The 19,868-nt window shown below is 38.9% G+C and carries 22 protein-coding genes; 12 read left to right on the forward strand and 10 right to left on the reverse strand.

The features are described from left to right. Positions 1 to 302 precede the first annotated feature (302 nt). The 3 genes from C6N34_RS14605 to C6N34_RS14615 are packed head-to-tail and all read right to left on the reverse strand — an operon-like array spanning position 303 to position 2,144. Positions 303 to 653 carry a hypothetical protein gene (locus tag C6N34_RS14605; RefSeq protein ID WP_115538279.1) on the reverse strand — a complete coding sequence of 117 codons (351 nt, stop codon included), beginning with the start codon at positions 651 to 653 and terminating at the stop codon, positions 303 to 305. A 26-nt stretch (positions 654 to 679) separates the two neighbouring features. After that, positions 680 to 1,633, reverse strand: a complete 954-nt coding sequence (locus C6N34_RS14610) for a C-terminal helicase domain-containing protein (RefSeq protein ID WP_236107168.1) — start codon at positions 1,631 to 1,633, stop codon at positions 680 to 682. Further along, positions 1,626 to 2,144 (reverse strand): DEAD/DEAH box helicase family protein, encoded by a 519-nt coding sequence (locus tag C6N34_RS14615; protein ID WP_236107170.1) that lies wholly within the window; start codon positions 2,142 to 2,144, stop codon positions 1,626 to 1,628. The genes C6N34_RS14610 and C6N34_RS14615 overlap by 8 nt, the downstream gene beginning before the upstream one ends. Before the next feature lie 330 nt (positions 2,145 to 2,474). Between C6N34_RS14615 and C6N34_RS14620 the strand changes: the two genes are divergently transcribed. The 4 genes from C6N34_RS14620 to C6N34_RS14635 all read left to right on the forward strand — a co-directional run bounded on the left by C6N34_RS14620 (position 2,475) and on the right by C6N34_RS14635 (position 5,362). Beyond that, a complete protein-coding gene (locus C6N34_RS14620) occupies positions 2,475 to 2,768 on the forward strand; it encodes a nucleotidyltransferase family protein (protein WP_057177158.1) in 294 nt (97 codons plus the stop codon). Next, positions 2,765 to 3,106, forward strand: a complete 342-nt coding sequence (locus C6N34_RS14625; RefSeq protein WP_096544642.1) for a HepT-like ribonuclease domain-containing protein — start codon at positions 2,765 to 2,767, stop codon at positions 3,104 to 3,106. The genes C6N34_RS14620 and C6N34_RS14625 overlap by 4 nt, the downstream gene beginning before the upstream one ends. A gap of 331 nt (positions 3,107 to 3,437) precedes the next feature. Next, entirely contained in the window at positions 3,438 to 4,004 is a 567-nt protein-coding gene (locus C6N34_RS14630; RefSeq protein WP_115538278.1) for a hypothetical protein, read from the forward strand. 449 nt (positions 4,005 to 4,453) lie between these two features. Continuing rightward, positions 4,454 to 5,362 (forward strand): hypothetical protein, encoded by a 909-nt coding sequence (locus tag C6N34_RS14635; RefSeq protein WP_096544638.1) that lies wholly within the window; start codon positions 4,454 to 4,456, stop codon positions 5,360 to 5,362. Positions 5,363 to 5,414: 52 nt separating this feature from the next. Here C6N34_RS14635 and uvrC read toward each other — a convergent pair whose 3' ends face one another. Continuing rightward, on the reverse strand, positions 5,415 to 7,310 hold the full coding sequence (gene uvrC, locus C6N34_RS14640) for an excinuclease ABC subunit UvrC (protein ID WP_115538277.1): 1,896 nt from the start codon (positions 7,308 to 7,310) through the stop codon (positions 5,415 to 5,417). Between the two features lie 74 nt (positions 7,311 to 7,384). Here uvrC and C6N34_RS14645 point away from each other — a divergent pair, with 74 nt between their 5' ends. Next, positions 7,385 to 7,801, forward strand: coding sequence for a hypothetical protein (locus tag C6N34_RS14645; RefSeq protein WP_096544634.1), 417 nt, complete (start codon positions 7,385 to 7,387; stop codon positions 7,799 to 7,801). Positions 7,802 to 7,870: 69 nt separating this feature from the next. Here C6N34_RS14645 and C6N34_RS14650 read toward each other — a convergent pair whose 3' ends face one another. Together C6N34_RS14650 and C6N34_RS14655 are read right to left on the reverse strand one after the other, a co-directional pair. Continuing rightward, positions 7,871 to 8,272 carry a hypothetical protein gene (locus C6N34_RS14650; RefSeq protein WP_115538276.1) on the reverse strand — a complete coding sequence of 134 codons (402 nt, stop codon included), beginning with the start codon at positions 8,270 to 8,272 and terminating at the stop codon, positions 7,871 to 7,873. A 61-nt stretch (positions 8,273 to 8,333) separates the two neighbouring features. Beyond that, positions 8,334 to 9,281 carry a stage II sporulation protein M gene (locus C6N34_RS14655; protein ID WP_115538275.1) on the reverse strand — a complete coding sequence of 316 codons (948 nt, stop codon included), beginning with the start codon at positions 9,279 to 9,281 and terminating at the stop codon, positions 8,334 to 8,336. A gap of 119 nt (positions 9,282 to 9,400) precedes the next feature. Here C6N34_RS14655 and C6N34_RS14660 point away from each other — a divergent pair, with 119 nt between their 5' ends. Both C6N34_RS14660 and C6N34_RS14665 read left to right on the forward strand, forming a co-directional pair. Further along, entirely contained in the window at positions 9,401 to 10,261 is an 861-nt protein-coding gene (locus C6N34_RS14660) for a glycerophosphoryl diester phosphodiesterase membrane domain-containing protein (RefSeq protein WP_115538274.1), read from the forward strand. 3 nt (positions 10,262 to 10,264) lie between these two features. Continuing rightward, positions 10,265 to 11,041: an RDD family protein gene (locus tag C6N34_RS14665; protein WP_057177144.1), complete on the forward strand. Its 777-nt coding sequence runs from the start codon at positions 10,265 to 10,267 to the stop codon at positions 11,039 to 11,041. Between the two features lie 33 nt (positions 11,042 to 11,074). Here C6N34_RS14665 and C6N34_RS14670 read toward each other — a convergent pair whose 3' ends face one another. Then, a complete protein-coding gene (locus tag C6N34_RS14670) occupies positions 11,075 to 11,863 on the reverse strand; it encodes a hypothetical protein (protein WP_057177143.1) in 789 nt (262 codons plus the stop codon). A 179-nt stretch (positions 11,864 to 12,042) separates the two neighbouring features. Between C6N34_RS14670 and C6N34_RS14675 the strand changes: the two genes are divergently transcribed. After that, positions 12,043 to 13,047, forward strand: coding sequence for a thiamine phosphate synthase (locus tag C6N34_RS14675; RefSeq protein ID WP_102939288.1), 1,005 nt, complete (start codon positions 12,043 to 12,045; stop codon positions 13,045 to 13,047). A gap of 1 nt (position 13,048) precedes the next feature. Here C6N34_RS14675 and C6N34_RS14680 read toward each other — a convergent pair whose 3' ends face one another. Then, a complete protein-coding gene (locus C6N34_RS14680; RefSeq protein ID WP_115538273.1) occupies positions 13,049 to 13,687 on the reverse strand; it encodes a bifunctional 4-hydroxy-2-oxoglutarate aldolase/2-dehydro-3-deoxy-phosphogluconate aldolase in 639 nt (212 codons plus the stop codon). Between the two features lie 98 nt (positions 13,688 to 13,785). On the opposite strand from C6N34_RS14680, the gene C6N34_RS14685 reads away from it, so the two are divergent. Further along, the gene (locus tag C6N34_RS14685) at positions 13,786 to 14,532 is read left to right on the forward strand and encodes a DUF561 domain-containing protein (RefSeq protein WP_057177140.1); all 747 of its coding nucleotides are present in this window, start codon (positions 13,786 to 13,788) and stop codon (positions 14,530 to 14,532) included. Between the two features lie 56 nt (positions 14,533 to 14,588). Here C6N34_RS14685 and C6N34_RS14690 read toward each other — a convergent pair whose 3' ends face one another. Beyond that, complete coding sequence (locus C6N34_RS14690) at positions 14,589 to 15,737, reverse strand: DegT/DnrJ/EryC1/StrS family aminotransferase (RefSeq protein WP_065179849.1); 1,149 nt, start codon at positions 15,735 to 15,737, stop codon at positions 14,589 to 14,591. Positions 15,738 to 15,885: 148 nt separating this feature from the next. Here C6N34_RS14690 and C6N34_RS14695 point away from each other — a divergent pair, with 148 nt between their 5' ends. Beyond that, the gene (locus tag C6N34_RS14695; RefSeq protein ID WP_115538272.1) at positions 15,886 to 16,662 is read left to right on the forward strand and encodes an ABC transporter permease; all 777 of its coding nucleotides are present in this window, start codon (positions 15,886 to 15,888) and stop codon (positions 16,660 to 16,662) included. Here the strand turns inward: C6N34_RS14695 and cutA are convergent. Then, positions 16,654 to 16,992, reverse strand: coding sequence for a divalent-cation tolerance protein CutA (cutA, locus tag C6N34_RS14700; RefSeq protein WP_236107171.1), 339 nt, complete (start codon positions 16,990 to 16,992; stop codon positions 16,654 to 16,656). The genes C6N34_RS14695 and cutA overlap by 9 nt on opposite strands. Positions 16,993 to 17,087: 95 nt before the next feature. Here cutA and C6N34_RS14705 point away from each other — a divergent pair, with 95 nt between their 5' ends. Both C6N34_RS14705 and C6N34_RS14710 read left to right on the forward strand, forming a co-directional pair. Further along, positions 17,088 to 17,972 carry an ATP adenylyltransferase family protein gene (locus C6N34_RS14705; protein WP_115538270.1) on the forward strand — a complete coding sequence of 295 codons (885 nt, stop codon included), beginning with the start codon at positions 17,088 to 17,090 and terminating at the stop codon, positions 17,970 to 17,972. 52 nt (positions 17,973 to 18,024) lie between these two features. Beyond that, positions 18,025 to 19,857, forward strand: a complete 1,833-nt coding sequence (locus tag C6N34_RS14710; RefSeq protein ID WP_115538269.1) for a tetratricopeptide repeat protein — start codon at positions 18,025 to 18,027, stop codon at positions 19,855 to 19,857. Positions 19,858 to 19,868: the final 11 nt, after the last annotated feature.

The following is a 19,868-nucleotide window of genomic DNA, read 5'->3' on the forward strand; positions in this document are numbered from 1 at the left end:
TTTATTTCCTCTTTCTTTCATTTGGTTTCATCCCAGCTAAAAGCTTACTCCCCTACGATCGCCCGTAGGGAGTGTAATGCGATCTCGCGTAGCGAGTGCTTCGCAATCGCCCATAGGGGGTGTAATGCAATCTCCCCTCAACACATTCAGATTTTTCCCTACTTAATTCTAGGGAGTGCTTCGCAATCGCCCTTCAACACCTTCAAAATTTTCCCTTGAGAAGGAACTAGGGGGATAATCTCTAAGAGCGATCGCCCAGAGGGAGTGCTGCGCAATCGCCGACCAAACAAAAGATGGTATATTTAACGTGTCCTTGACTTATTATTGTTAATTGTCCATCCAATATGTATATTAGCTCCTCTTAAACCATGATAGCTAACACCCACTGTAAAACCTGAACCAGTATAATTAATACCAGCTTGACCGGTAAAATCGGTACTGGTAAAACTATCTTTTTTATAAAGCCATCCAGTAGCGTTAGACCGTATGATATTGGCTCTTTCAGCAAAGTAGAAACCAGGTCCCCCATATAAAAATAAATCCTGACTTATCGGTAAAAAGCCCAACAGGTCTATTCCTAGTTTTGAAGTCTCTCTTTCTCCAATACTTGTGTAATAGTTGTGGGGAATATCAAATTTCTCTATTGTAGGCATATTGCCAAATGAGGCGACTCCTATTTCTAAACCATACCAGTCTCTTCTAAAACCAACTGCTCCAGTAATTGTTTTTCTTGTTGCAGGTCTTTCAGGCGTTGGTTAAGACGGCTTTCTAGTTCGTCCGCTCTGGCTTGGGCTTTGTTAGAATTTAATCTGGCATTAGGTTTGCCTGCTTCTTCTTGTAAACGCAGTTGGCTGGCTCGATAATCCCAATAGTTGATTTCTTTGGTTAATCGGTCTTTTACTGCTTTCATGGTCTTTTCTATTAATTCTTCTTTTCTCTGTTTTATCTCTTGCAGGTGTGCTACAACTAGATTGGTAATGGCATATTCTATGGCTTTCTTTTCTATATTATTTTCTATTTGTAGTGAATCTAGTATGGGATCTACTAGGGATTTTTCATTCTCTTTTAAGGGTCTATAGTTCAAATAGGGTGCATAGCCTGCATTTTTTACTTGGTTTTCTTTGCTGTCTTCATTTTGCTTGTTCACTCTCAGGGGAATTTCTACATACTGCATGCGCTTTGAGACTACTCTTCTTTTTCCATCCCTATTTAATCGGGCATCTTGAATGGCATGTTCTAAATATACTAGGGCGCGAATCTCTTCTGTATAATCATTTTCATCAATTAGTATGGCTCCTCTTTTGAGTAGTTGCTGTTGATCTAGTTTCTCTTTTACAACTTCGTTTAGTCTGGCTTTTACCTCTGGGCGATCGCCATATCTAATGGCTTCAATGAGCAGTTCTCGCAACTCTTTGCCGGCGATCGCTTTGCCCAAGACGTCAAAAACCTGTCCTCCTAGGGCTTTTTGTTCGGCTTCTAGTTTTTCTAGGAGGGTGCGATAAACGTCTCCTTCTCGGGTTTCATGGGCGACCAGGTTCCAGAGATGACATACTTCTGTTTGTCCAATACGATGAATGCGACCAAATCTTTGTTCTAGGCGGTTGGGATTCCAGGGGAGGTCGTAGTTAACCATCAGATGGGCTCTTTTGGACTGCTAAACTTCCTGGACAGACGATTAAACAACGGGCTAGATCCCCACGAATTAGTAGTTCTCTGATTAATAGCCCTGCCATAATGGTTTTTCCTGCGCCTGGGTCATCAGCAAGAAGGAAGCGGAGAGGTTGGCGATTGAGCATTTCACTGTAAACAGCAGTGATTTGATGGGGTAAAGGTTCTACTAGTGATGTGTGAACGGCTAGAAGTGGGTCAAATAGATAAGCTAGGTTAATGCGATGAGCTTCAGAAACTAGGCACAATGTTTCCCCATCACCATCAAAGCTCCAGGGTTTTCCCTCGTTTACAATTTGTAGGCTTTCTTCTCTATCTCGGAAAAGTAGTTCTGTGTAAGGACTACCGTGGATATCTTTGTAGGTTAATTCAACTGTGTCTGTTCCGAACCACTTGGCATCAATGACTGTAACACCTTGACCAGGTAGAATGCCATTTATTATTGACCCTTGTTTTAGCTCTTCTAGTTTTATCAAATTTAGTCTCTCTCTTGCGATCGCATTTCTATATTTTTATCCTCCAGTCCCTATTCTAACACAGTATTTTTTGGGCGATTTGTGGTCCAGCGAGTGGGACTTGTGGCTTTCTGGTGGCTGCTAATGAATATTTACGGGAACATCACCCGGAAGTAAGGAAGTTGTGCATGAGCAGGTTGATCATCTTGCACCTCAAGAAATTCTGGCTAATTTAGCGAAGTTAGAGGTGGAAATTCAGCAGGGGATGGAGAAATTAGAGGGGATGCTGAAATAATTGTGTTTGTTAAGATTAATTTGACTGTATTTTAAGTTTTATTAGGATGAAATGTGATGAAAACCTTTGATGAACTCCGACAACTTTTATCACTACAAAAGCAATCTCTCTGTGAAATTTATCAAATTACAGAAATTGGGATCTTTGGTTCTTATGCTAGGGGTGAGGAGACGGAAGCAAGTGATGTTGATATTTTGGTTGATTATGAAACAGCGCCTACTTTTATTATGTTAGTGGAACTTAGGGATTATTTAAGTCAGTTGTTTGGCTTGAAGGTGGATGTTGTTACTAAGAACGGGCTTAAACCCCGGATTCGTGAGCGTGTTTTGGCTGAGGCTATTTATATATGAAGCGTAGTTATACGGAATTTTTACAGGATATTTTAGACGCTATTACAGAAATTGGTTTGTTTGTAAATGGTGTTAGTTATGAGGCTTTTGAGTCCAACAGAGAGAAAACTTTGGCGGTGGTGAAGTTATTAGAAGTTATTGGGGAAGCTGTTAAAAAAATTCCTAATGAACGCCGTGAACAGTATCCAGATATACCTTGGAAATCTATAGCAGGTATGAAGGATATGCTTGTACATGAATATTGGCAGGTTGATGTGGCGGTTGTCTGGGCTACGGTTCAGCTTTCTTTACCATTATTAAAAGCAGTTGTAGTGATGGAATTGGAGGAAAAACCATAGTGAAAAACAGAGAAATTTTGCCAAATTAGCCAAGTGGGTCTAGACAACGGTAAGAGTAAGGGATTAGAATAAGGGATAGACCGCTTCTATCTAAGAAGCAGAATTAATGGAAACTCAATAAAGTATCAGCCCGTGAAATGTCTGGTATTACAAAAAAGACCGCTTCCTTCAGTGGAAGCGGAACTAATAAAAGTAAACACAGGTTAAAGCTGGGGATTTATATCCTTTTTAAAATGCTCTGACCCAGGGATTTACAAAACAAAATCATCAATTATTTTAATTAAGTATCTTTATTTTCGTGATAAAGTAAAAGCTTTAGCGATTTATGATTATGCCAGAATCAGATTCACCAGGACTTTTTCGGGTAGAAATTGAAGAAATAGAAGTTAAAGAAAATTACTCGCAAGATTTACCAAATTTTCTCTCAGGTAAATTAACCTTGCACCACAATTCTCAATCACAAAATTTACCAGAAAATAGACAACAAGCTTTAAGCCTTTTACTCTATAATTTAACTTGGTTAATGTTTCGTTTAGGAGGGGTTGGACAAGGCGCAAGACGACCCTGTTATAAGAGAAGTAGCAATCCATATTGGCGCGGTTCCACTTTAATTCCCCCAGATACAACTGGCGAATTTTGGAATTTACCTGATACTCTATTAGAATTTCAAGAATTATTCCGAACCCGACTCAAAGACTTTTATAGAGGTTTACGTACTTTTAGTCTGATAGCATTTGACTATAATGAGTTAAAAACCGTTCAGACTACAAGTAGAGAATGGATTGAAACTGTGTTTGGTGCAACCACTGGATTACGGCGAGATTTTGTTCAGCAATTAACAAAAGATCCTTCTAATTGTTTACAAATTTTTCCCCTAACCACATCTAATAGGACTTAATGAATTACCCATACTTTCCTTTTTGCGTAAGTCCTTGGTATGCACTAAAGCGCACTTCCCTTTGGGAAGTGCTATTAAATTAGCGATCGCATGAACAACTAGAGAAATGCGATCGCCCCAGAACTTAAAACATCCTTTAAAGTAGCAATCTCGCGTGTGGAGTGTTTTGGGATCTCATGTTTTTAAAAACACTCTACCCCCTACCCCAAAACCCTTGAAATAATTGATTTATATCCTTACCAAAAACCTTTATCCTCAATCTTTGATCAAGCAGGATCCGAAGTGAAATGCGAATAATCTAGGTTGGGTTGAGTTTAATAACCCAACACCCCCATGGGATATAAACGGGATTGCGAAGCACCAATAATCAAGACAATGGTAAATTTACATTAATACTATGATATACAGTATTTAAGCCTTAGTTTACTTACCAAGTTAAGGAATATAAAATGAGTACATCAATAAGTAGAATTCGGGGAAAAGAAGCATTAGTTAGACTGGGTATAATAACATCTATATTTACAGGTATAGGTAGTATAATTGCTTCTAATATTCATTGGGTTACCCATGGGGGCGTTGGGTTTCATACTTCAACCCAACCTACGTTCATCTTATATTTAATTCCACCCACCCAATTATTTGGTTTAATACTTACAGATCCAAATGGAAAAAATATTATCTCCTATTCTGGTAAAAATTCTTCAACACCCATATCTTGGAGAGCAGCTCTTAACCCTGAAGAATTAAAAAATCATCCTTATGACCTGCTGCTTGATCCCCCTGCTATTTTTCCTCAATCGGTATATGCTAATCCTCGTGCAACCGAACGAACTGCTAATCCTTTTTCTACTAGTGGTTGGATTCACTCTTATGCTGTTGCTATAATTGTCACTATTGTAATGGTTATTTTGATGATCTTAGAACATACTTTAGCTCGAGAAAGAGAAAAAAAACTACAAGAAAATAATAGGAAGCTGCAAATAGACTTAGCGGAAAAAATTCAGGAACGTGAATTACAACAAACCCAAATAGATAGTCAAATCAGTCAATTTGAGCAAGAAGTTGAGCAGTTGCATAATAAAATTGGTGTTTTGAATCAATCAATAGCTCAATTACAATCTCAGTGCCAAAATGAATTATTTGAACTACAAAATAAACTTAGGGAAGCTCAATTGCAATCACAGCAAAATTTAAATCAGCAACAAGAATACGAAAACCGCATACAACTATTGACACAACAGTTAAATGAACAAAAAGGTAATCAGTCTCAGGAACCAAGAAGACAGATTTTAATCAAGATTTTCTGCATCAAATTAAACCTAAATGGGAAGAACAATCAAACCCAACACCCCCTATGAGATATAAATGCGATTGCAAAATATCGCTCTTTATTTGTAGCGTATCATTGCTTTAAGGATGGAAATAGGCAAAAACTTGCTGTGCCAACTTCAATCCAATTCCAGGAGCTTCTGCTAATTGCTGAACTGTTGCTTGACGAATATAATCAATAGTGCGAAAATGAGCCAATAATAGCTTCTGTCGATGGACACCCAAACCAGGGATTTCATCCAAACAAGACCTTTGCCATTGATTACTTCTCTGTTGACGATGAAAACCTATAGCAAATCGATGAGCTTCATCCCTAAGTCTTCTTAACAGTTGTACACCCGGTTGCTCTGTTTGAGTTATCAAAGGTTGAGACTCCTGGGGTAAAAAGATTTCTTCTCTTTTTTTTGCCAAACTAATCACTTGTAAATCCTTTAACAAGTCAACTTCTTGTAAAATATTCACAACCGTAGATAGTTGACCCTTACCCCCATCAATCATAATTAAATCTGGCCAGTCATCATTTCCCTGTCTTGGCAATTGGGGATTTTCAATATACTGTCTGAATCTACGATAAATAACCTCCGCTAAACTGGCAAAATCATCAGAATGACCAATGGTGACATTAGAGTTTTTAATTTTATAGTGACGGTAATATTGTTTAGCTGGTAGACCATCAATAAACACTACTTGGGAACCTACCGCATTACTACCTTGAATATGGGAAATATCATAACCTTCAATCCGATGAGGTAAATCTAATAAACCCAGAATTTCTGCTAAATCTTCCAGACATTTTTGATTAACCTCACCCATTTTTTGCATTCTTTTTAATTCATACTGGGCATTTTTTTCTACCATCTCAATTAATTCTGCCTTGGTTTGTCGCAAAGGAGTAATAATATTTACCTTTTTGCCTTTACGTTGCCTAAGAAAATCAGCTAAAATATCTCCATGGGGTAATTCATATTGTACCAATATTTCCGTGGGAATTTCCACACTATCTGCAGTTTGATAGTGTTCTTCTAAAACCCTCTGTAAAATCTCCCCTGGGTCAGCATGACCATTGGCTACAAAAGCTAATCTTCCTACTAATTTGCCAGCACGAATTTGAAATAACTGAATATGGGCTTGTTGATTGTCTGTGGCTAAAGCAACAGCATCTCGAGAAACTGTATCATCGGGTAGGGATACTTTCTGACGAGCAGTTAGGGATTTTAAACCAATAATTTGATCTCTAATTCCAGCAGCAGCTTCAAACTTTAATTCACTGACGGCGGTTTCCATTTGTAATGTTAAAATATCAATTAGTTCCTCCGTTCTTCCCTGAAATACCATAGCCACTTTTTCTACAACTTTATGATAGTCTTCTACAGAAACTAACTTTTGACATACTCCCGGACAGCGACCAATATCATAATTTAAACAAGGACGGTCTTTAAATAAAGGTTGAGGTCTTTGTCGCATGGGAAATATCTGTTGGCATATATGTAAAACTCCCCGCAATAGGGTTGAATCTGTATAGGGTCCATAATATTTATCCTTGTGTGGTCTATCTCCTTGAAGTTTTTGTGTTCCCCGTTGACGTTTACGGGTGATAAACAGTCGCGGATATTCTTCTGACCAGGTGATACATAGGTAGGGATATTTTTTATCATCTTTAAGTAGAACATTAAAATATGGTTGATGCTGTTTGATTAGATTTGCTTCTAATGCTAAGGCTTCCGCTTCTGTATCCGTAATGATGAATTCAATATCTGTAATCTGTTGCACCATTGTATTGATACGTTGGGTTTTACTTGTGTAATCCCTAAAATAAGAACGTACTCGAGAGCGTAATTTTCGTGATTTACCAATATATATAATGGTATCCTTCTCATCTCGCATCAAATAAACCCCTGGTGCTAGGGGAATTTCTGATAAGCGACTTTCTAGTTGCTCAGGATTTTTTACCAAGGGTTGGCTGCTATATGCTCTCACTACTCAAGTTAATTAACAAGTTAACTGATTCTAAGATATCTTAGCATTGGTATTTTAACTTAATTTGGGTGATTATGGCAAGATTGCTTTTTGGAGGGATTTTAACTTTATTAGTCTTGTCTATAACTGCATGTAGTAGTCTTGTATTAATTCCAACTTATGAGTTAGTTTTCAAGGCGGTCAGTATGCAGCTAGAACAAGCTCAGCAGGAGCTAGAGCAAAAACTAGATTTGGATTTTGAAGGGTTCACTATTGAACATCTGGTAATTAATCAGCAACAAGCTCTCACAATTGAAAATTTGCCGGGTTATCATGTGGAAGGGGTTTATGATTTGAAGGTTAAATTACCAAGTAGACAAATCACCCAAACGCACAATCATTTTAATATCTATTTACAAATTCAGAAGGAAGGTAAAAGCTGGCGACTACTCATACCTGAGAAAAGTGGGGAAAACCAACCATTAGTTTGGCGTGGTTATTTAATTATATGAGTTATTTCTGGAGTTTAGATTGTCTAAACTCACTTATTTTTGGTTTCACCTCTACCGTTTGAGGAATTCTTAAAAACTAGAAAATATATTCATAACAGATGTATTCACCAGCTTAGAAGATATCTGTCGATTGATATATTTCATAATAGAAGCAATGATTTCTTCCTCAAGAATTTCACACAATCTTGTTTTATGACCGTGTTTCATCTGTAATACTAACTCCTGAGTGCGACAAGAGATGTCTTGCATCACATATTCATCTGGCAAAATCACAGGAGTTTTTAAAATATATTTAGCAGAATTATTTGCTGAAGGGTTAATAGATTTTAAGCAATGCCAAAAAGCAGGAGAGTTACAATAAGCTAATAAGAAAAATAAATCTATGGAAGATTTAGGAAAAATTCCTACTATAGACTGATCAAAAAGAGTCTGCTCAATTAATACTGCTGTCGGACGTTTAGAGGTTACCATAGGAAAGCCAATTCCTGTTTTGAAATAATATATAATAATTTATTCATTTTTCTATCAATTACTATTTACGATTACAGTACATCACTAATAGAATAAATATTCCCAATCCCACTAAATACTTAACTGGATCTGGTATTATGGGGTTGGGAGAGAAAAACCCCTCGATTATTCCAGCAATAATTAGTAATGGTACAATTCCAAAAACCAATTGTGCAGCAAGGGAACTGTAATATTTAATTGCTTCTAGACGTAAATATTTACCAGGAAATAGAATTCCTCTACCCAATAATAAACCTGCTCCCCCTGCAAAAAATATGGCAGGTAATTCCAGGGCACCATGGGGAAATACAAAGGCCCAAAATGGATAGGCTAGATTATTTTCAGCCACTAAAGTAGCAATAGAGCCAATCAATAATCCATTGAATACTAATATGTAAATAGTGAATATTCCCCCCGTAATTCCCCCAGCAACAGCAGAAAAGGAAACGGAAATATTATTAATCATAATATTACTGGATGCTAAGGGTTCTATACCGACTATGGAACCTATCCATAACTCACCCCGATCTTGAACTTGGGAAATCAAACTCTCAGGTATCAGTAGGGACATAAAACTGGGATCTTGCCAAGTATACCACCAACCTACTAACATCCCTAAGATGAATAGTCCTGTAGCAGCAATGATATAGGGAAAGGTCTGTTGTACTATAGCTGGAAATCTCCAACGGTAAAACTGTATGACTCCTTCCCATTCTTGTTTTCGAGAACCTTGGTAAATTTGTGTGTAAGCACGGGTTGCTAGGAGTTGTAAACTTTGAAATAAAGTATGGGACACGTTGTAGGTGCGCGCTCGTGCTAAGTCAGCTGTTATAGACCGATAAAGACTAGCCAGCTCTCTAATTTCTGACGATTTCAGGGATTTTAGTCTTTTTCGCTCTATTTTGCTCAAAAGGGAGTCTAACCGTTGCCAATTTTCTTCCCTTGTGCTAATCCAACGTTTAATATTCATTAAATTTACGGTACTGAGGTGAATTTAGTTTAATATATTCTTACTCTCAATAATATCCGTTCCTTTTGCAAATTGCCTACTGTGATCTGACTTAGTAGTTAATTGGAGTGTTTTTTATTATGGCTGAGAATAGAGGTTTTTACACCACCGGACAGGTTTTAACAGTGGGAAATGCAGTTAGCGCATCAGTTCGCTTATATCGTTCCCATTTTAAAGACTACTTTTTGCTGTCTTTAAAAGCTTGGCTATGGATATTTGTACCAGTCTACGGTTGGGCTAAATTTTGTGCTTTATCAGCTCTGATTAGTCGTTTAGGTTTTGGTGATTTGGTTAATCAACCAGAAAGTGTTCACTCGGGTGAACGATTTGTTAATTCCCGATTGTGGCAGTTTTTAGGCACATTGATTTTAATGTTTTTCATCTACGTTGGGATTTTTGTTAGTTTTTCTATTCTAGGATTTTTGTTGGTGCTTATTCCTACGGCAATTTTGGGTGGGTTAGACATTCAGAATCCCACTAATATAGGTACTTGGTGGGTTCTGATATTTCTCCTAGTTCTTCTGTTGGCTATTGTCGCTATTGTAGGATCTATCTGGTTAGAAATTCGGTTTTCTCTGGTAACTCTCCCTCTAGCAATTGAGGAAAATATGGATGCTACCTCTACTATTGGTCGCAGCTGGGAGTTAACCAAAGGTCATGTATGGAGAATATTTCTCATCCTTTTTGTAGCATCTTTAATCACTTTACCAATGCAAATTTTATTACAAATTATTTCCTTTATTGTTCAGGGAATATTGGAATTCACATCTGACAATAATCCCCTCCTTAATAGTTTACTGCTTCTCTTCTTTATTGCTATATTTATAGGCGGTAGTGCCCTAATTTTACCTTTTTGGCAATCTCTCAGAGCTGTAATTTATTATGACTTACGCAGTCGTCGCGAAGGATTGGGTTTAAAGTTACGAGAACGGGAAATTTAAACCATGCACTTATTCAATAAAGTCAAATTTAATACTCCCGAAAGTGTGGAGCTGGAATTTACCTTAGCTGGTATAGGAAGTCGTGCTTGGGCTTTTTTAATTGACTATTTGGTCTTGACTACCACTTTAATTTTGGTGATCATTGCTTGGGTATTTATCTTTAGTCAATTAGTTATATCAACAATTTTAGACTCAGCTTTTGGTTTGTGGATATGGGCGATCGCCTTCCTGACTGTTTTCACTATTTATACGGGCTATTTTGTCTTTTTTGAGACTTTATGGCAAGGACAGACCCCTGGTAAACGCATGGCTAAAATTCGGGTAATCAGAGATGATGGTAGACTAGTGGGACTACAACAGTCGGTATTGCGAGCTTTACTCCGTCCTGTGGATGAGTTTTTTTTCATCGGTGCTTTTTTAATCATCTTAGCTAAGAATGAAAAGCGTCTGGGTGATATGGTTGCTGGAACTATAGTAATCCAGTCTCAAATAGAAAATAAAGTTGTCAACTTAACTATTTCTCCAGAAGCGCAGTTGCTTTGTGTCAAGCTGCAGCAAAACTGTGACCTGTCCCAGTTGTTGCCCGATGATTTTGCGGTGATTCGTGAGTATTTAAAAACCCGTGGTGGTATGTCTTCTAAAGCTAAAGCTTCTTTATCACTGGAATTGTCTCAGCAGGTTCAGTCCATAATTAATTTATCAGTTTTGCCCGGTGATATGTCAGCTGATGTGTTTTTAGAAGCTGTCTATCTAGGATATCAAAAATTGGAATTTGTTTGATCGCATTTATAGTCCCCATTTCCCCCTATCCCCTTAAAACCTGAAACTAGACCAGTTTGGTTGACGATAATAATGGGTCATATCATCAAACTTTCTTACCTCAGCTTGACTGACCACAATTTCTGAGAAATTTAACAGCCAATATTGATTTAATTCCGATAATAAATTACTCAGATTAACCCGGTCTAAGTTAGCAGGGATTTCACTAAAATAACCTAACGTAATATGGGCTGTGAAGTGATAGTGCTGTTCAATGCCCAGTCCCATTAATTTGCGATTTTGATAAATTAGTCGTCGTAGTTGAATAATTTCTTCGTATGAGCGTTCATCCTTTGGTATTAAACCCAATGCTATAGCTCTAGGCATTACTATTACTCCTAAGACTTGCCAAGAAATGGGACCTTGCGATGAACTACGCAATTTTTGGTACTGACCAAACAAGTCTCCTAGATAAGAGTTTAGCTCTTCTTCAAAATCAGGCTTTTTCTCGCAGGCGTGAATAAACGCATGATCCCAAATCAAATCTGCCAAAGTAACATGAAAACTGCTCACCGGTAAGGGTACAATCAAATCGGAAGCAATTGGTAACTCTAACAGCAATTGCCCAAAAGTCTCTATTTGCTTGTAAAAGTCCGCATTTTGCGGATCCTCACTTGCTGGTGGAGTAATCAGGGTATAACCGGGAAAGGGGGTTGCTCTGAGGACACCATCTACGGACTGGAATTTAGAGGATTCCTGGATATGTTGAACCTGGGTTCTGAAAGAATCTGGTAGCGTCATTCTCGCTAACCGATTTAAGTAGGTTTGGTAGTTATCGTCCAATCTTGTTACCCTCGTGATCTTCTTGATAAATTCTAGAAAAAATTACCTGATCTGAGCAATTTTTATTTAACCACAGTTCCCCACAAGCTGTAAAATAATATAGCGATCGCATCCTTTAGCCCAAGGTAAAATCAACTCCTACCCAAAATATAATCAAAATATAATTACAACATACAATTGTGGTTTATCGTATCCTAGATGCAAATTTAAATAGATCCCGGGAGGGGCTGCGAATCATTGAAGAATGGTGTCGTTTTGGCTTAAATGATGCCTCCCTAGCTGAAACCTGTAAAAACCTACGTCAAGAAGTTGCTAGGTGGCACACACCACAAATCAGAGCAGCACGAGATACTGTAGGTGATCCTGGCACGGTTTTGAGCCATCCTCAAGAGGAACAGCGTAGTTCTATTACATCCCTATTACAGGCTAATTTTTGCCGTATTCAGGAAGCCTTTAGGGTTTTAGAAGAATACGGCAAGCTACATCACGAAGAAATGGGGAAAACTTTTAAGCAAATGCGCTATCAAGTGTATACCCTAGAAAGTACCTTGATGGGTCATCAACGTCATCACCTATTATGGCAGTCTCGCTTGTATTTAGTCACGTCTCCTGCGGATAACTTATTAGCTATTGTTGAGTCTTGTCTCCAAGGTGGACTGACCATACTGCAGTATAGAGAAAAAACAGCTGATGACATGGTGCGTTGGGATAGGGCTAAGAAACTCAGAGAGTTGTGTCGAACTTATGGTGCTTTGTTTATTGTTAATGACCGTATAGACCTAGCCTTAGCTGTTGACGCGGATGGAGTACATTTAGGACAACAAGATCTACCAGTTGCTGTAGCTAGGGAATTATTAGGTTCACAACGTATCCTAGGACGTTCCACCACCAACCCCCAGGAGATGCAAGCAGCAATTACAGAGGGTGCGGATTATATTGGTGTCGGTCCTGTATATGAAACACCAACTAAACCAGGAAAAGCAGCAGCAGGATTTGACTATGTAAGTTATGCAGCTAGAAACTGTCCCATTCCTTGGTTTGCCATTGGAGGTGTGGATATGGGTAACATTCATGATGTCATCAAGGCTGGGGCCCAGCGCGTAGCTGTAGTAAGGTCGCTTATGGAAGCAGAACAACCTACCCTCGCTACCCAATATTTCATATCCCAGCTATTGCGCAAGTAGGTTAACTCCCATTTAATCTTACCATGAGATCTTTAGATTGCTTGCTAATAGCTGACCAGTTTTCCGTTAGTACCCATTGTTTAGGGAACAATTCCCCACTCAAACCTACTGCAATAGCTCCCCCTTGCAAAAAAGCTGAGGCATTGTCTATAGTCACCCCACCTGTGGGAATCAGGGGAATATGACCCAAAGGACCTTGTAAACTCCTAACATAGTTAACTCCCCCCATAGCTTGCACAGGAAACACCTTGACACTACTTGCACCCTGATGCCAAGCTGTAATGATTTCTGTAGGTGTTAAAGCTCCAGGAATAATGGGCACGTTTTTAAAAACTGCCATTTTAATCATTTCTACATCTGTGTGGGGGGTAAAAAGAAACTGGGCCCCAGCAGCGATCGCCTCTTGTAATTGTTGAACATTAAATAGGGTACCAGTCCCAATTAGACAATGGGGTAAATGAACTCTTAACTTAGAAATTAAATCCCGGGCGCGATCGCTATCCCAAGTAATTTCTATTAACTGCATACCTGCGGATGCTACGGCCATAGCCATCTGTTCACCCCAGTACATTTTTGGGGTACGAATAACAGCGATCGCCTTATGTTGTTTTAATTTTGACAGCCAGGTTTGATCAGACATAGGGCAACTATCTCGACAGTTAGTCTTGTGGAATATCTTCAGAAGGTGTAAAAATAGTTCTACCTTGAAATAGTCCAAAAATACCAGAAATAAAAACTATGATCATGCTTCCTCAGCTGCAAAATGCTTTTCTTCGCCGCAACGTTTTAAAAGTAATTAGCGGTTTAAATAACTTCAACCTTGACAGTGTAGCTGCTATAGTTAAAGCGGCGGATTTAGGCGGTGCAACATTCGTTGATATTGCTGCTGACCAAAGATTAATCCATTTAGTCAAAAGTTTAACCAGCTTACCAGTTTGTGTATCTGCTGTGGAACCAGAGCAGTTTGTCCTGGCTGTAAATGCTGGTGCCGATTTAATTGAAATTGGCAACTTTGACTCATTTTACGCACAAGGTCGCAAATTTGAAGCCGACGAAGTTTTATCCCTAACCCATAAAACTCGTGCCTTACTGCCTGAAATAACCCTATCTGTGACTGTTCCCCATATTCTCACCCTAGACCAACAGGTGCAACTAGCTGAAGCCCTAGTTCAAGCTGGTGCTGACATTATTCAAACCGAAGGGGGAACTAGTAGTAAAGCAACCCATGCTGGAACCCTGGGTTTAATTGAAAAAGCTGCTCCCACCCTAGCAGCAACATTTGAAATTTCTCGTGCTGTGTCCATCCCCGTTTTGTGCGCTTCTGGTATTTCCAATGTCACCGCACCCCTAGCTGTAGCTGCTGGCGCTGCTGGTGTGGGCGTAGGATCTGCGATTAATCAACTTAACAGTGAAATTGCTATGATTGCCTCTGTGCGCTCTCTAGTAGAATCCCTGTCTAATAGTAATATTAGTTCACCTGTGTAAGCGGTTGTCAGAGAATTCTTAAAGGGTGTTTGGTCCTGGACCAAACCCATATTCAACTAACTCAAACAGTCCTTCAAACTATAAATCACCCTGTCTTGCTGCTCCTGAGTCAGTTCTGGGAACATAGGTAAGGATATAACTTGATGACAAGCTGCTTCAGACACTGGCAATTTTCCACACTCATAACCTAAACATTGATATACTGGTTGCAGGTGTAAAGGTACAGGGTAATAGACCATGGTGCTCACTCCCCTTTCTTGTAGCGCAGTTCTCACCCAGTCCCTATATTTAGAACTAGCGCCATTTCTCTCTTGACTGGAAACGCGAATAGTATATTGATTCCAAACTCCTATCCCCCCCAATAATTCTTGCGGTGGGGTAATCCCAGAAATTTGTCCCAGATGTTGATAATAATAGGCGGCTATTTTTTGCCGTTGTTCATTCCAAATATCCAAATAGGGTAGTTTGATTTCCAGAATTGCAGCTTGGAGAGCATCTAAACGACTATTTACACCTACTTCCTCATGAATATATCTTGTCTTGCTACCATGTTCCTTTAATAGTCTAATTTTGTCCGCTATTTCTCTATCGTTAGTGGTGATTGCTCCCCCATCACCACAACCCCCCAAATTTTTAGTGGGATAAAAGCTAAAACACCCAATATTTCCTATACTACCAACCTTTTGTCCCTCCCAACTCGCACCTGTAGCTTGAGCGCAATCCTCAATAACAGCTAAATTATGGGAGTGAGCAATCTCCATCAAAGCTGTCATATCCACAGGTAATCCAAACAGGTGTACAGGCATTATAGCTTTAGTTTTTTTGGTAATAGCCGCTGAAATTTTGCTCACATCCAAGTTAAAGGTAGTGGGGTCAATATCTACAAATACAGGTATAGCCCCTACCGCACTAATCACTTCCGTAGTCGCAAAAAAGCTAAAGGGTGTGGTAATTACCTCGTCCCCCGCCCCAATATCCAAAGCCCGTAGCGATAAATACAAGGCATCAGTACCGGAATTACAAGCTACACACTCGTTAACACCATGATAGGCAGCAAATTGCTGTTCAAACCCCTCCACTCCGGGGCCACCAATGTAACGTCCGGAACTGAGAACTTCTAACACAGCACGACTAATTTTGGACTCAATGGCCAAATACTGCTGTTTGATATCAAATGCGGGAACGGAATTTACACCTTGGATCATGGTTTTTATCTTAATTGCGGGATAGGGATCAGACGGAAAAGTATTGTTCTAATAGGAATGGCTATTCTATTCGCCTGTTCTAATTGTACTGGTTAGTCATACTATTTATTATATTTATAATATGGTCATATACTAGTATTACTGAACTATGTCAGATTTAGTTAGGTTGGACATTACGGATTTGGGTTTTGCTCTGGGTTTAATGGCTATTACCATTGGTTTATCCGTCTGGGAAAAATTGGGACTGGAATTAAACCTAGTCATAGCAGGGTTGCGAAGCTTTTTCCAATTGGTCGTGTTAGCATACGTTTTAGATTTCGTTTTTGCCACTGATAATGTTTGGGTTATTGGGGGGTTTGTCCTGGTTATGTTGACAATTACAGCTATTGTAGCCAGAAACCGCATCAGTACCAAAGTTTCTTTCTTACTTCCCCTGGTTTGGACAACTATTTTTGTCAGTACATCACTAATTCTTATTTATATAAACTTTTTGATTATTAAACCTGATAGATGGTACGAACCACGTTATTTAATTCCTATATCCGCCATATTGCTTGCTAATGCCATGAATGCAGCAGCAGTAGCAGGGGAAAGATTAGTTGGCAGTATTCGTCAATTTCCTCAAGAAATCGAAACCCATCTCAGTTTAGGCGCAACGCCACAACAAGCTGTTAGTCAATATCGCCGAGACGCAATTAGAACAGCTCTTTTTCCCACACTTAATCAAATGATGTTCATGGGGATGGTAACCATACCTACTTTTAGTAGCGGACAATTACTGGCAGGTATGTCACCGCTGGAAGCCTTATCCTACCAAATTCTTATCGTTTTTATGGTAGTCCTGGTTAATTTACTAACGGCAATTTTGATTACTAGATATCTATATCGTCAATTTTTCAATGATGCTATGCAGTTGTTAAAGTAGTTCAATGTTTTTTGCTCCCATATTCCATAATGTTTTTGTTTCTTTAATTAGCCAGCTTAAATAAGTCTCACTTACATAATCAATTGGCATAGCCACAATACAAGGTGTATCGTAAGAATGTAGGGAACTTATCTTATCCTTTATTTGTACAAATAGATCTTGTCGAGATTTCATAATTAAAATTGCTTCTTTTTCTACTTGAACTTCACCATTCCACCAGTAAATACTATCCATATTTTCTACTATGTTAGCACATGCCACAAGACGCTTTTGTACTAATAGCTTACCTATACTAATAGCTTCATCCCGGTCTTTACATGTAACGTACAAAAAAATAACTTTCATATCTTAAATGATTAATGTTTCTTTAGTTGTCACTTATCATGAGAACTGATTGAACCTCTCCCAGAATCGTTTTCTTCCCCATGACATACAGTCAAATCCTACTCCCTCCTGGGACGTTGTGGAAAAAACTCCAGGAAACTACTCACCATGCTTTACAGTGCGGTGCACTCATACCCATATCTACCAAGTCCGAATTTGTTGAACAAGATGGAGTAATCTTTTTAGTACGAGTCTTGTCTAACCTGAATCGCAAACAAAGTGCCCAAAAAAAACAAGATCAAATTATTAAGGTTTCCGGAACAGACTTTAACCCTTTTCTGCCATATCAAGAAGATCTATTTGTAGCTGATATCTCAGAAACTCATGTTTGTATATTGAATAAGTTCAATGTGGTTAATTATCACCTATTGATTATTACCCGTGCTTTCGTAGAACAAGAGAGTCTGCTGACTGGGGAAGATTTGGCAGCAATGTGGGCCTGTTTAGCCGAATTTGATGGACTGGCATTCTATAATGGCGGTAAAGTTGCTGGTGCTAGTCAGCGCCATAAACATTTACAAATTATTCCCCTAGCTGAAACTGAAATTCCCATAGCTCCATTATTGACTACAGCTAAATTGGAAAATGGCATTACTACCATACCAGCATTTCCTTTCCTTCATGCTTTCACTGCTTTTTCCCCCGATGAAACTCCTCAAGACATCCTGTCCAAGTATTATGCTTTGTTAGACATGGTTAGCATTACAGCAACTGATAATCTTCAACAATCCGCAGCCTACAATTTTCTGGCAACCCGAAATTGGATGTTGGTTGTACCAAGATTAAAGGAGGATTTTATCTCCATTCCTATCAATTCCCTGGGGTTTGCAGGTAGTTTATTGGTTAAAAATTCCGCACAAATGCAGCTAGTTAAGGACATTGGCCCTATGAATATTTTAAAGAACGTTGCCATATCCAATATCTAAAAATGTTATTATATCTATAGGATTTCTATCTTCACCTGTTTCTAATCTCCCTATGTCCGAATCTCTTCCTTTACGCGATCGCTACCTAGCTTTAATCGACGAGATAGTCAATAACACACTAAAAGGCAAAATTAGCTCCGTGGATCAAATCTACCAAATGTTACTCAATGGTATAAGTTTGGGTACGGGGGAGGTATTTGAATTGGCTCTGAGCGATCGCACTAGGGATATACAACTTCAAGTAGAAAATGAGAAAGATGAGACAAAAAAAGGCAAAGCCAATCGTAGTTTAAGAGCGATAAAAACGGTTCAAAGCCAATGGCAGCGGTGGGAGGAGCAAAACCAGGCCACAGAGGTAATTACATCAGCAGTAAGAGAAATTATCAGTGCTAGTCCTGAAGAAAATTTAACTGAATTTTTACGATACTTAGATCCTAATCAAAAACATGCTCTAAACCTGTCCCAACTCCAACAAATAGCTAAATCATTAGATCAGTTTAGTACGGTTAATAGAGATATAAAGGAAATATGTGAGGGAATTGGGCTGGGTATTAGCAGTTGGCAACGGATACAAGAGAACCTATTAAGTTGGATGTATGAACAAAAGAACTTGCTGGGATTTGGTGGGATACCGGGGGAAAGTGGTCCTTGGGCCAGTTGGGCAAAACTGGTGAAAAGTGAAGTACCGCAATCATTGTTTCAAACTCTAGCCATGGAAGATTCCGCCATAGAATTTGCTCGAAAGCAGCAAGGTATGAGTTTAAGCGATTGGGTGGAACTGGCAATAATCTTACAATTTCTACAACGAGGTTTAGTTAGTTGGTTTGACCAGCAGGTTTATGATATTCAAGCTGGTCCAAAATTATCCATAGCTACATTTTTAACCTTTGCTATCATTTGGAGTCAGCTAGCATACGGTTGGGAGAACCAAAAAGCTAAATATAGGGATGGTGCATCGCAAATCGTTCTACAAATATTGCGAGCTTTTGCCCAGCGTTCCTATTTTCCCCTCTATGGGGGAATTTTTGCTTCCTTTTGGGGTAGTTACTTGCGAGATGCGCTCGATTATTTGGATGCACCATTAAACACCGTAGCAGGTACACAGGAAAAAGCCAGAATTTTAACTTTGTTAGGTTATTCTCAGCGTGCTATGGGTAATTATTCGCGCTCTTTAAATTTTCATGAACAGGCCTTAGAAATTGCCAGGAATGGCGAAGACACATCCTGTGAAATTGCTAATTTGAATCATTTAGCCCGTACTTACGTGCAGAGTAAGAACTATGCAGAGGCAATAAATTATAGTCAAAGAGCCTTAATACTAAGCAGACAAAAGGGAGATAAAACTGGAGAAAGTAACGCCTTAGTAAACCTGGGCTACAGCGAAGTTATGCAGGGAAGGGAATTGGAAAACCTGGAACCCGAAATTTACGAATCGGCAATTAATTACCTGGAGCGGGGACTAAAACTGGCGGAAAAATTACAGGATCTTGCCACCCAGTCCTTGTGTTTTAGCAGTCTGGGTATTGCTCACTTAGTCATCGGACAACATCAAACAGCAATTAAATATTTAGAAATGGGTTTTAGAACCGCTCAGGTTACTGGAGACTTATATACCCAGGGTTGTAACCTAGCCTACTTATCAGAAACCTATTATCAATTGTTGAATTTTGAGAAAGCAGTTTATACAGGTTCCTTAGCTGTGTACCTATTAGAGCAGATCGCATCTCAAGAATGGCATCAACCAGCAATGCTATTAAACACTATAATCAGACAAATAGGTAAGGATAGCTTTCAAGAGCTACTGGGAAAAAACCGAGCCAAAATCATTTCTGTGATTGGTGTTGATGGTTATGATTATATTCCGGAACTATTGGAAGGGTTATAATAGCAGAAATT

It is taken from the genome of Cylindrospermopsis raciborskii Cr2010, from assembly GCF_003367075.2.
Lineage (GTDB): Bacteria > Cyanobacteriota > Cyanobacteriia > Cyanobacteriales > Nostocaceae > Raphidiopsis > Raphidiopsis raciborskii.

Coding starts and splice junctions, on each gene's coding strand:
- C6N34_RS14605 (WP_115538279.1), bottom strand. CDS start 653: ATGCCTACAATAGAGAAATTTGATATTCCCCACAACTATTACACAAGT.
- C6N34_RS14610 (WP_236107168.1), bottom strand. CDS start 1,633: ATGGTTAACTACGACCTCCCCTGGAATCCCAACCGCCTAGAACAAAGA.
- C6N34_RS14620 (WP_057177158.1), top strand. CDS start 2,475: ATGAAAACCTTTGATGAACTCCGACAACTTTTATCACTACAAAAGCAA.
- C6N34_RS14625 (WP_096544642.1), top strand. CDS start 2,765: ATGAAGCGTAGTTATACGGAATTTTTACAGGATATTTTAGACGCTATT.
- C6N34_RS14630 (WP_115538278.1), top strand. CDS start 3,438: ATGCCAGAATCAGATTCACCAGGACTTTTTCGGGTAGAAATTGAAGAA.
- C6N34_RS14635 (WP_096544638.1), top strand. CDS start 4,454: ATGAGTACATCAATAAGTAGAATTCGGGGAAAAGAAGCATTAGTTAGA.
- C6N34_RS14645 (WP_096544634.1), top strand. CDS start 7,385: ATGGCAAGATTGCTTTTTGGAGGGATTTTAACTTTATTAGTCTTGTCT.
- C6N34_RS14650 (WP_115538276.1), bottom strand. CDS start 8,272: ATGGTAACCTCTAAACGTCCGACAGCAGTATTAATTGAGCAGACTCTT.
- C6N34_RS14655 (WP_115538275.1), bottom strand. CDS start 9,281: ATGAATATTAAACGTTGGATTAGCACAAGGGAAGAAAATTGGCAACGG.
- C6N34_RS14660 (WP_115538274.1), top strand. CDS start 9,401: ATGGCTGAGAATAGAGGTTTTTACACCACCGGACAGGTTTTAACAGTG.
- C6N34_RS14665 (WP_057177144.1), top strand. CDS start 10,265: ATGCACTTATTCAATAAAGTCAAATTTAATACTCCCGAAAGTGTGGAG.
- C6N34_RS14680 (WP_115538273.1), bottom strand. CDS start 13,687: ATGTCTGATCAAACCTGGCTGTCAAAATTAAAACAACATAAGGCGATC.
- C6N34_RS14685 (WP_057177140.1), top strand. CDS start 13,786: ATGATCATGCTTCCTCAGCTGCAAAATGCTTTTCTTCGCCGCAACGTT.
- C6N34_RS14690 (WP_065179849.1), bottom strand. CDS start 15,737: ATGATCCAAGGTGTAAATTCCGTTCCCGCATTTGATATCAAACAGCAG.
- C6N34_RS14695 (WP_115538272.1), top strand. CDS start 15,886: ATGTCAGATTTAGTTAGGTTGGACATTACGGATTTGGGTTTTGCTCTG.
- C6N34_RS14705 (WP_115538270.1), top strand. CDS start 17,088: ATGACATACAGTCAAATCCTACTCCCTCCTGGGACGTTGTGGAAAAAA.
- C6N34_RS14710 (WP_115538269.1), top strand. CDS start 18,025: ATGTCCGAATCTCTTCCTTTACGCGATCGCTACCTAGCTTTAATCGAC.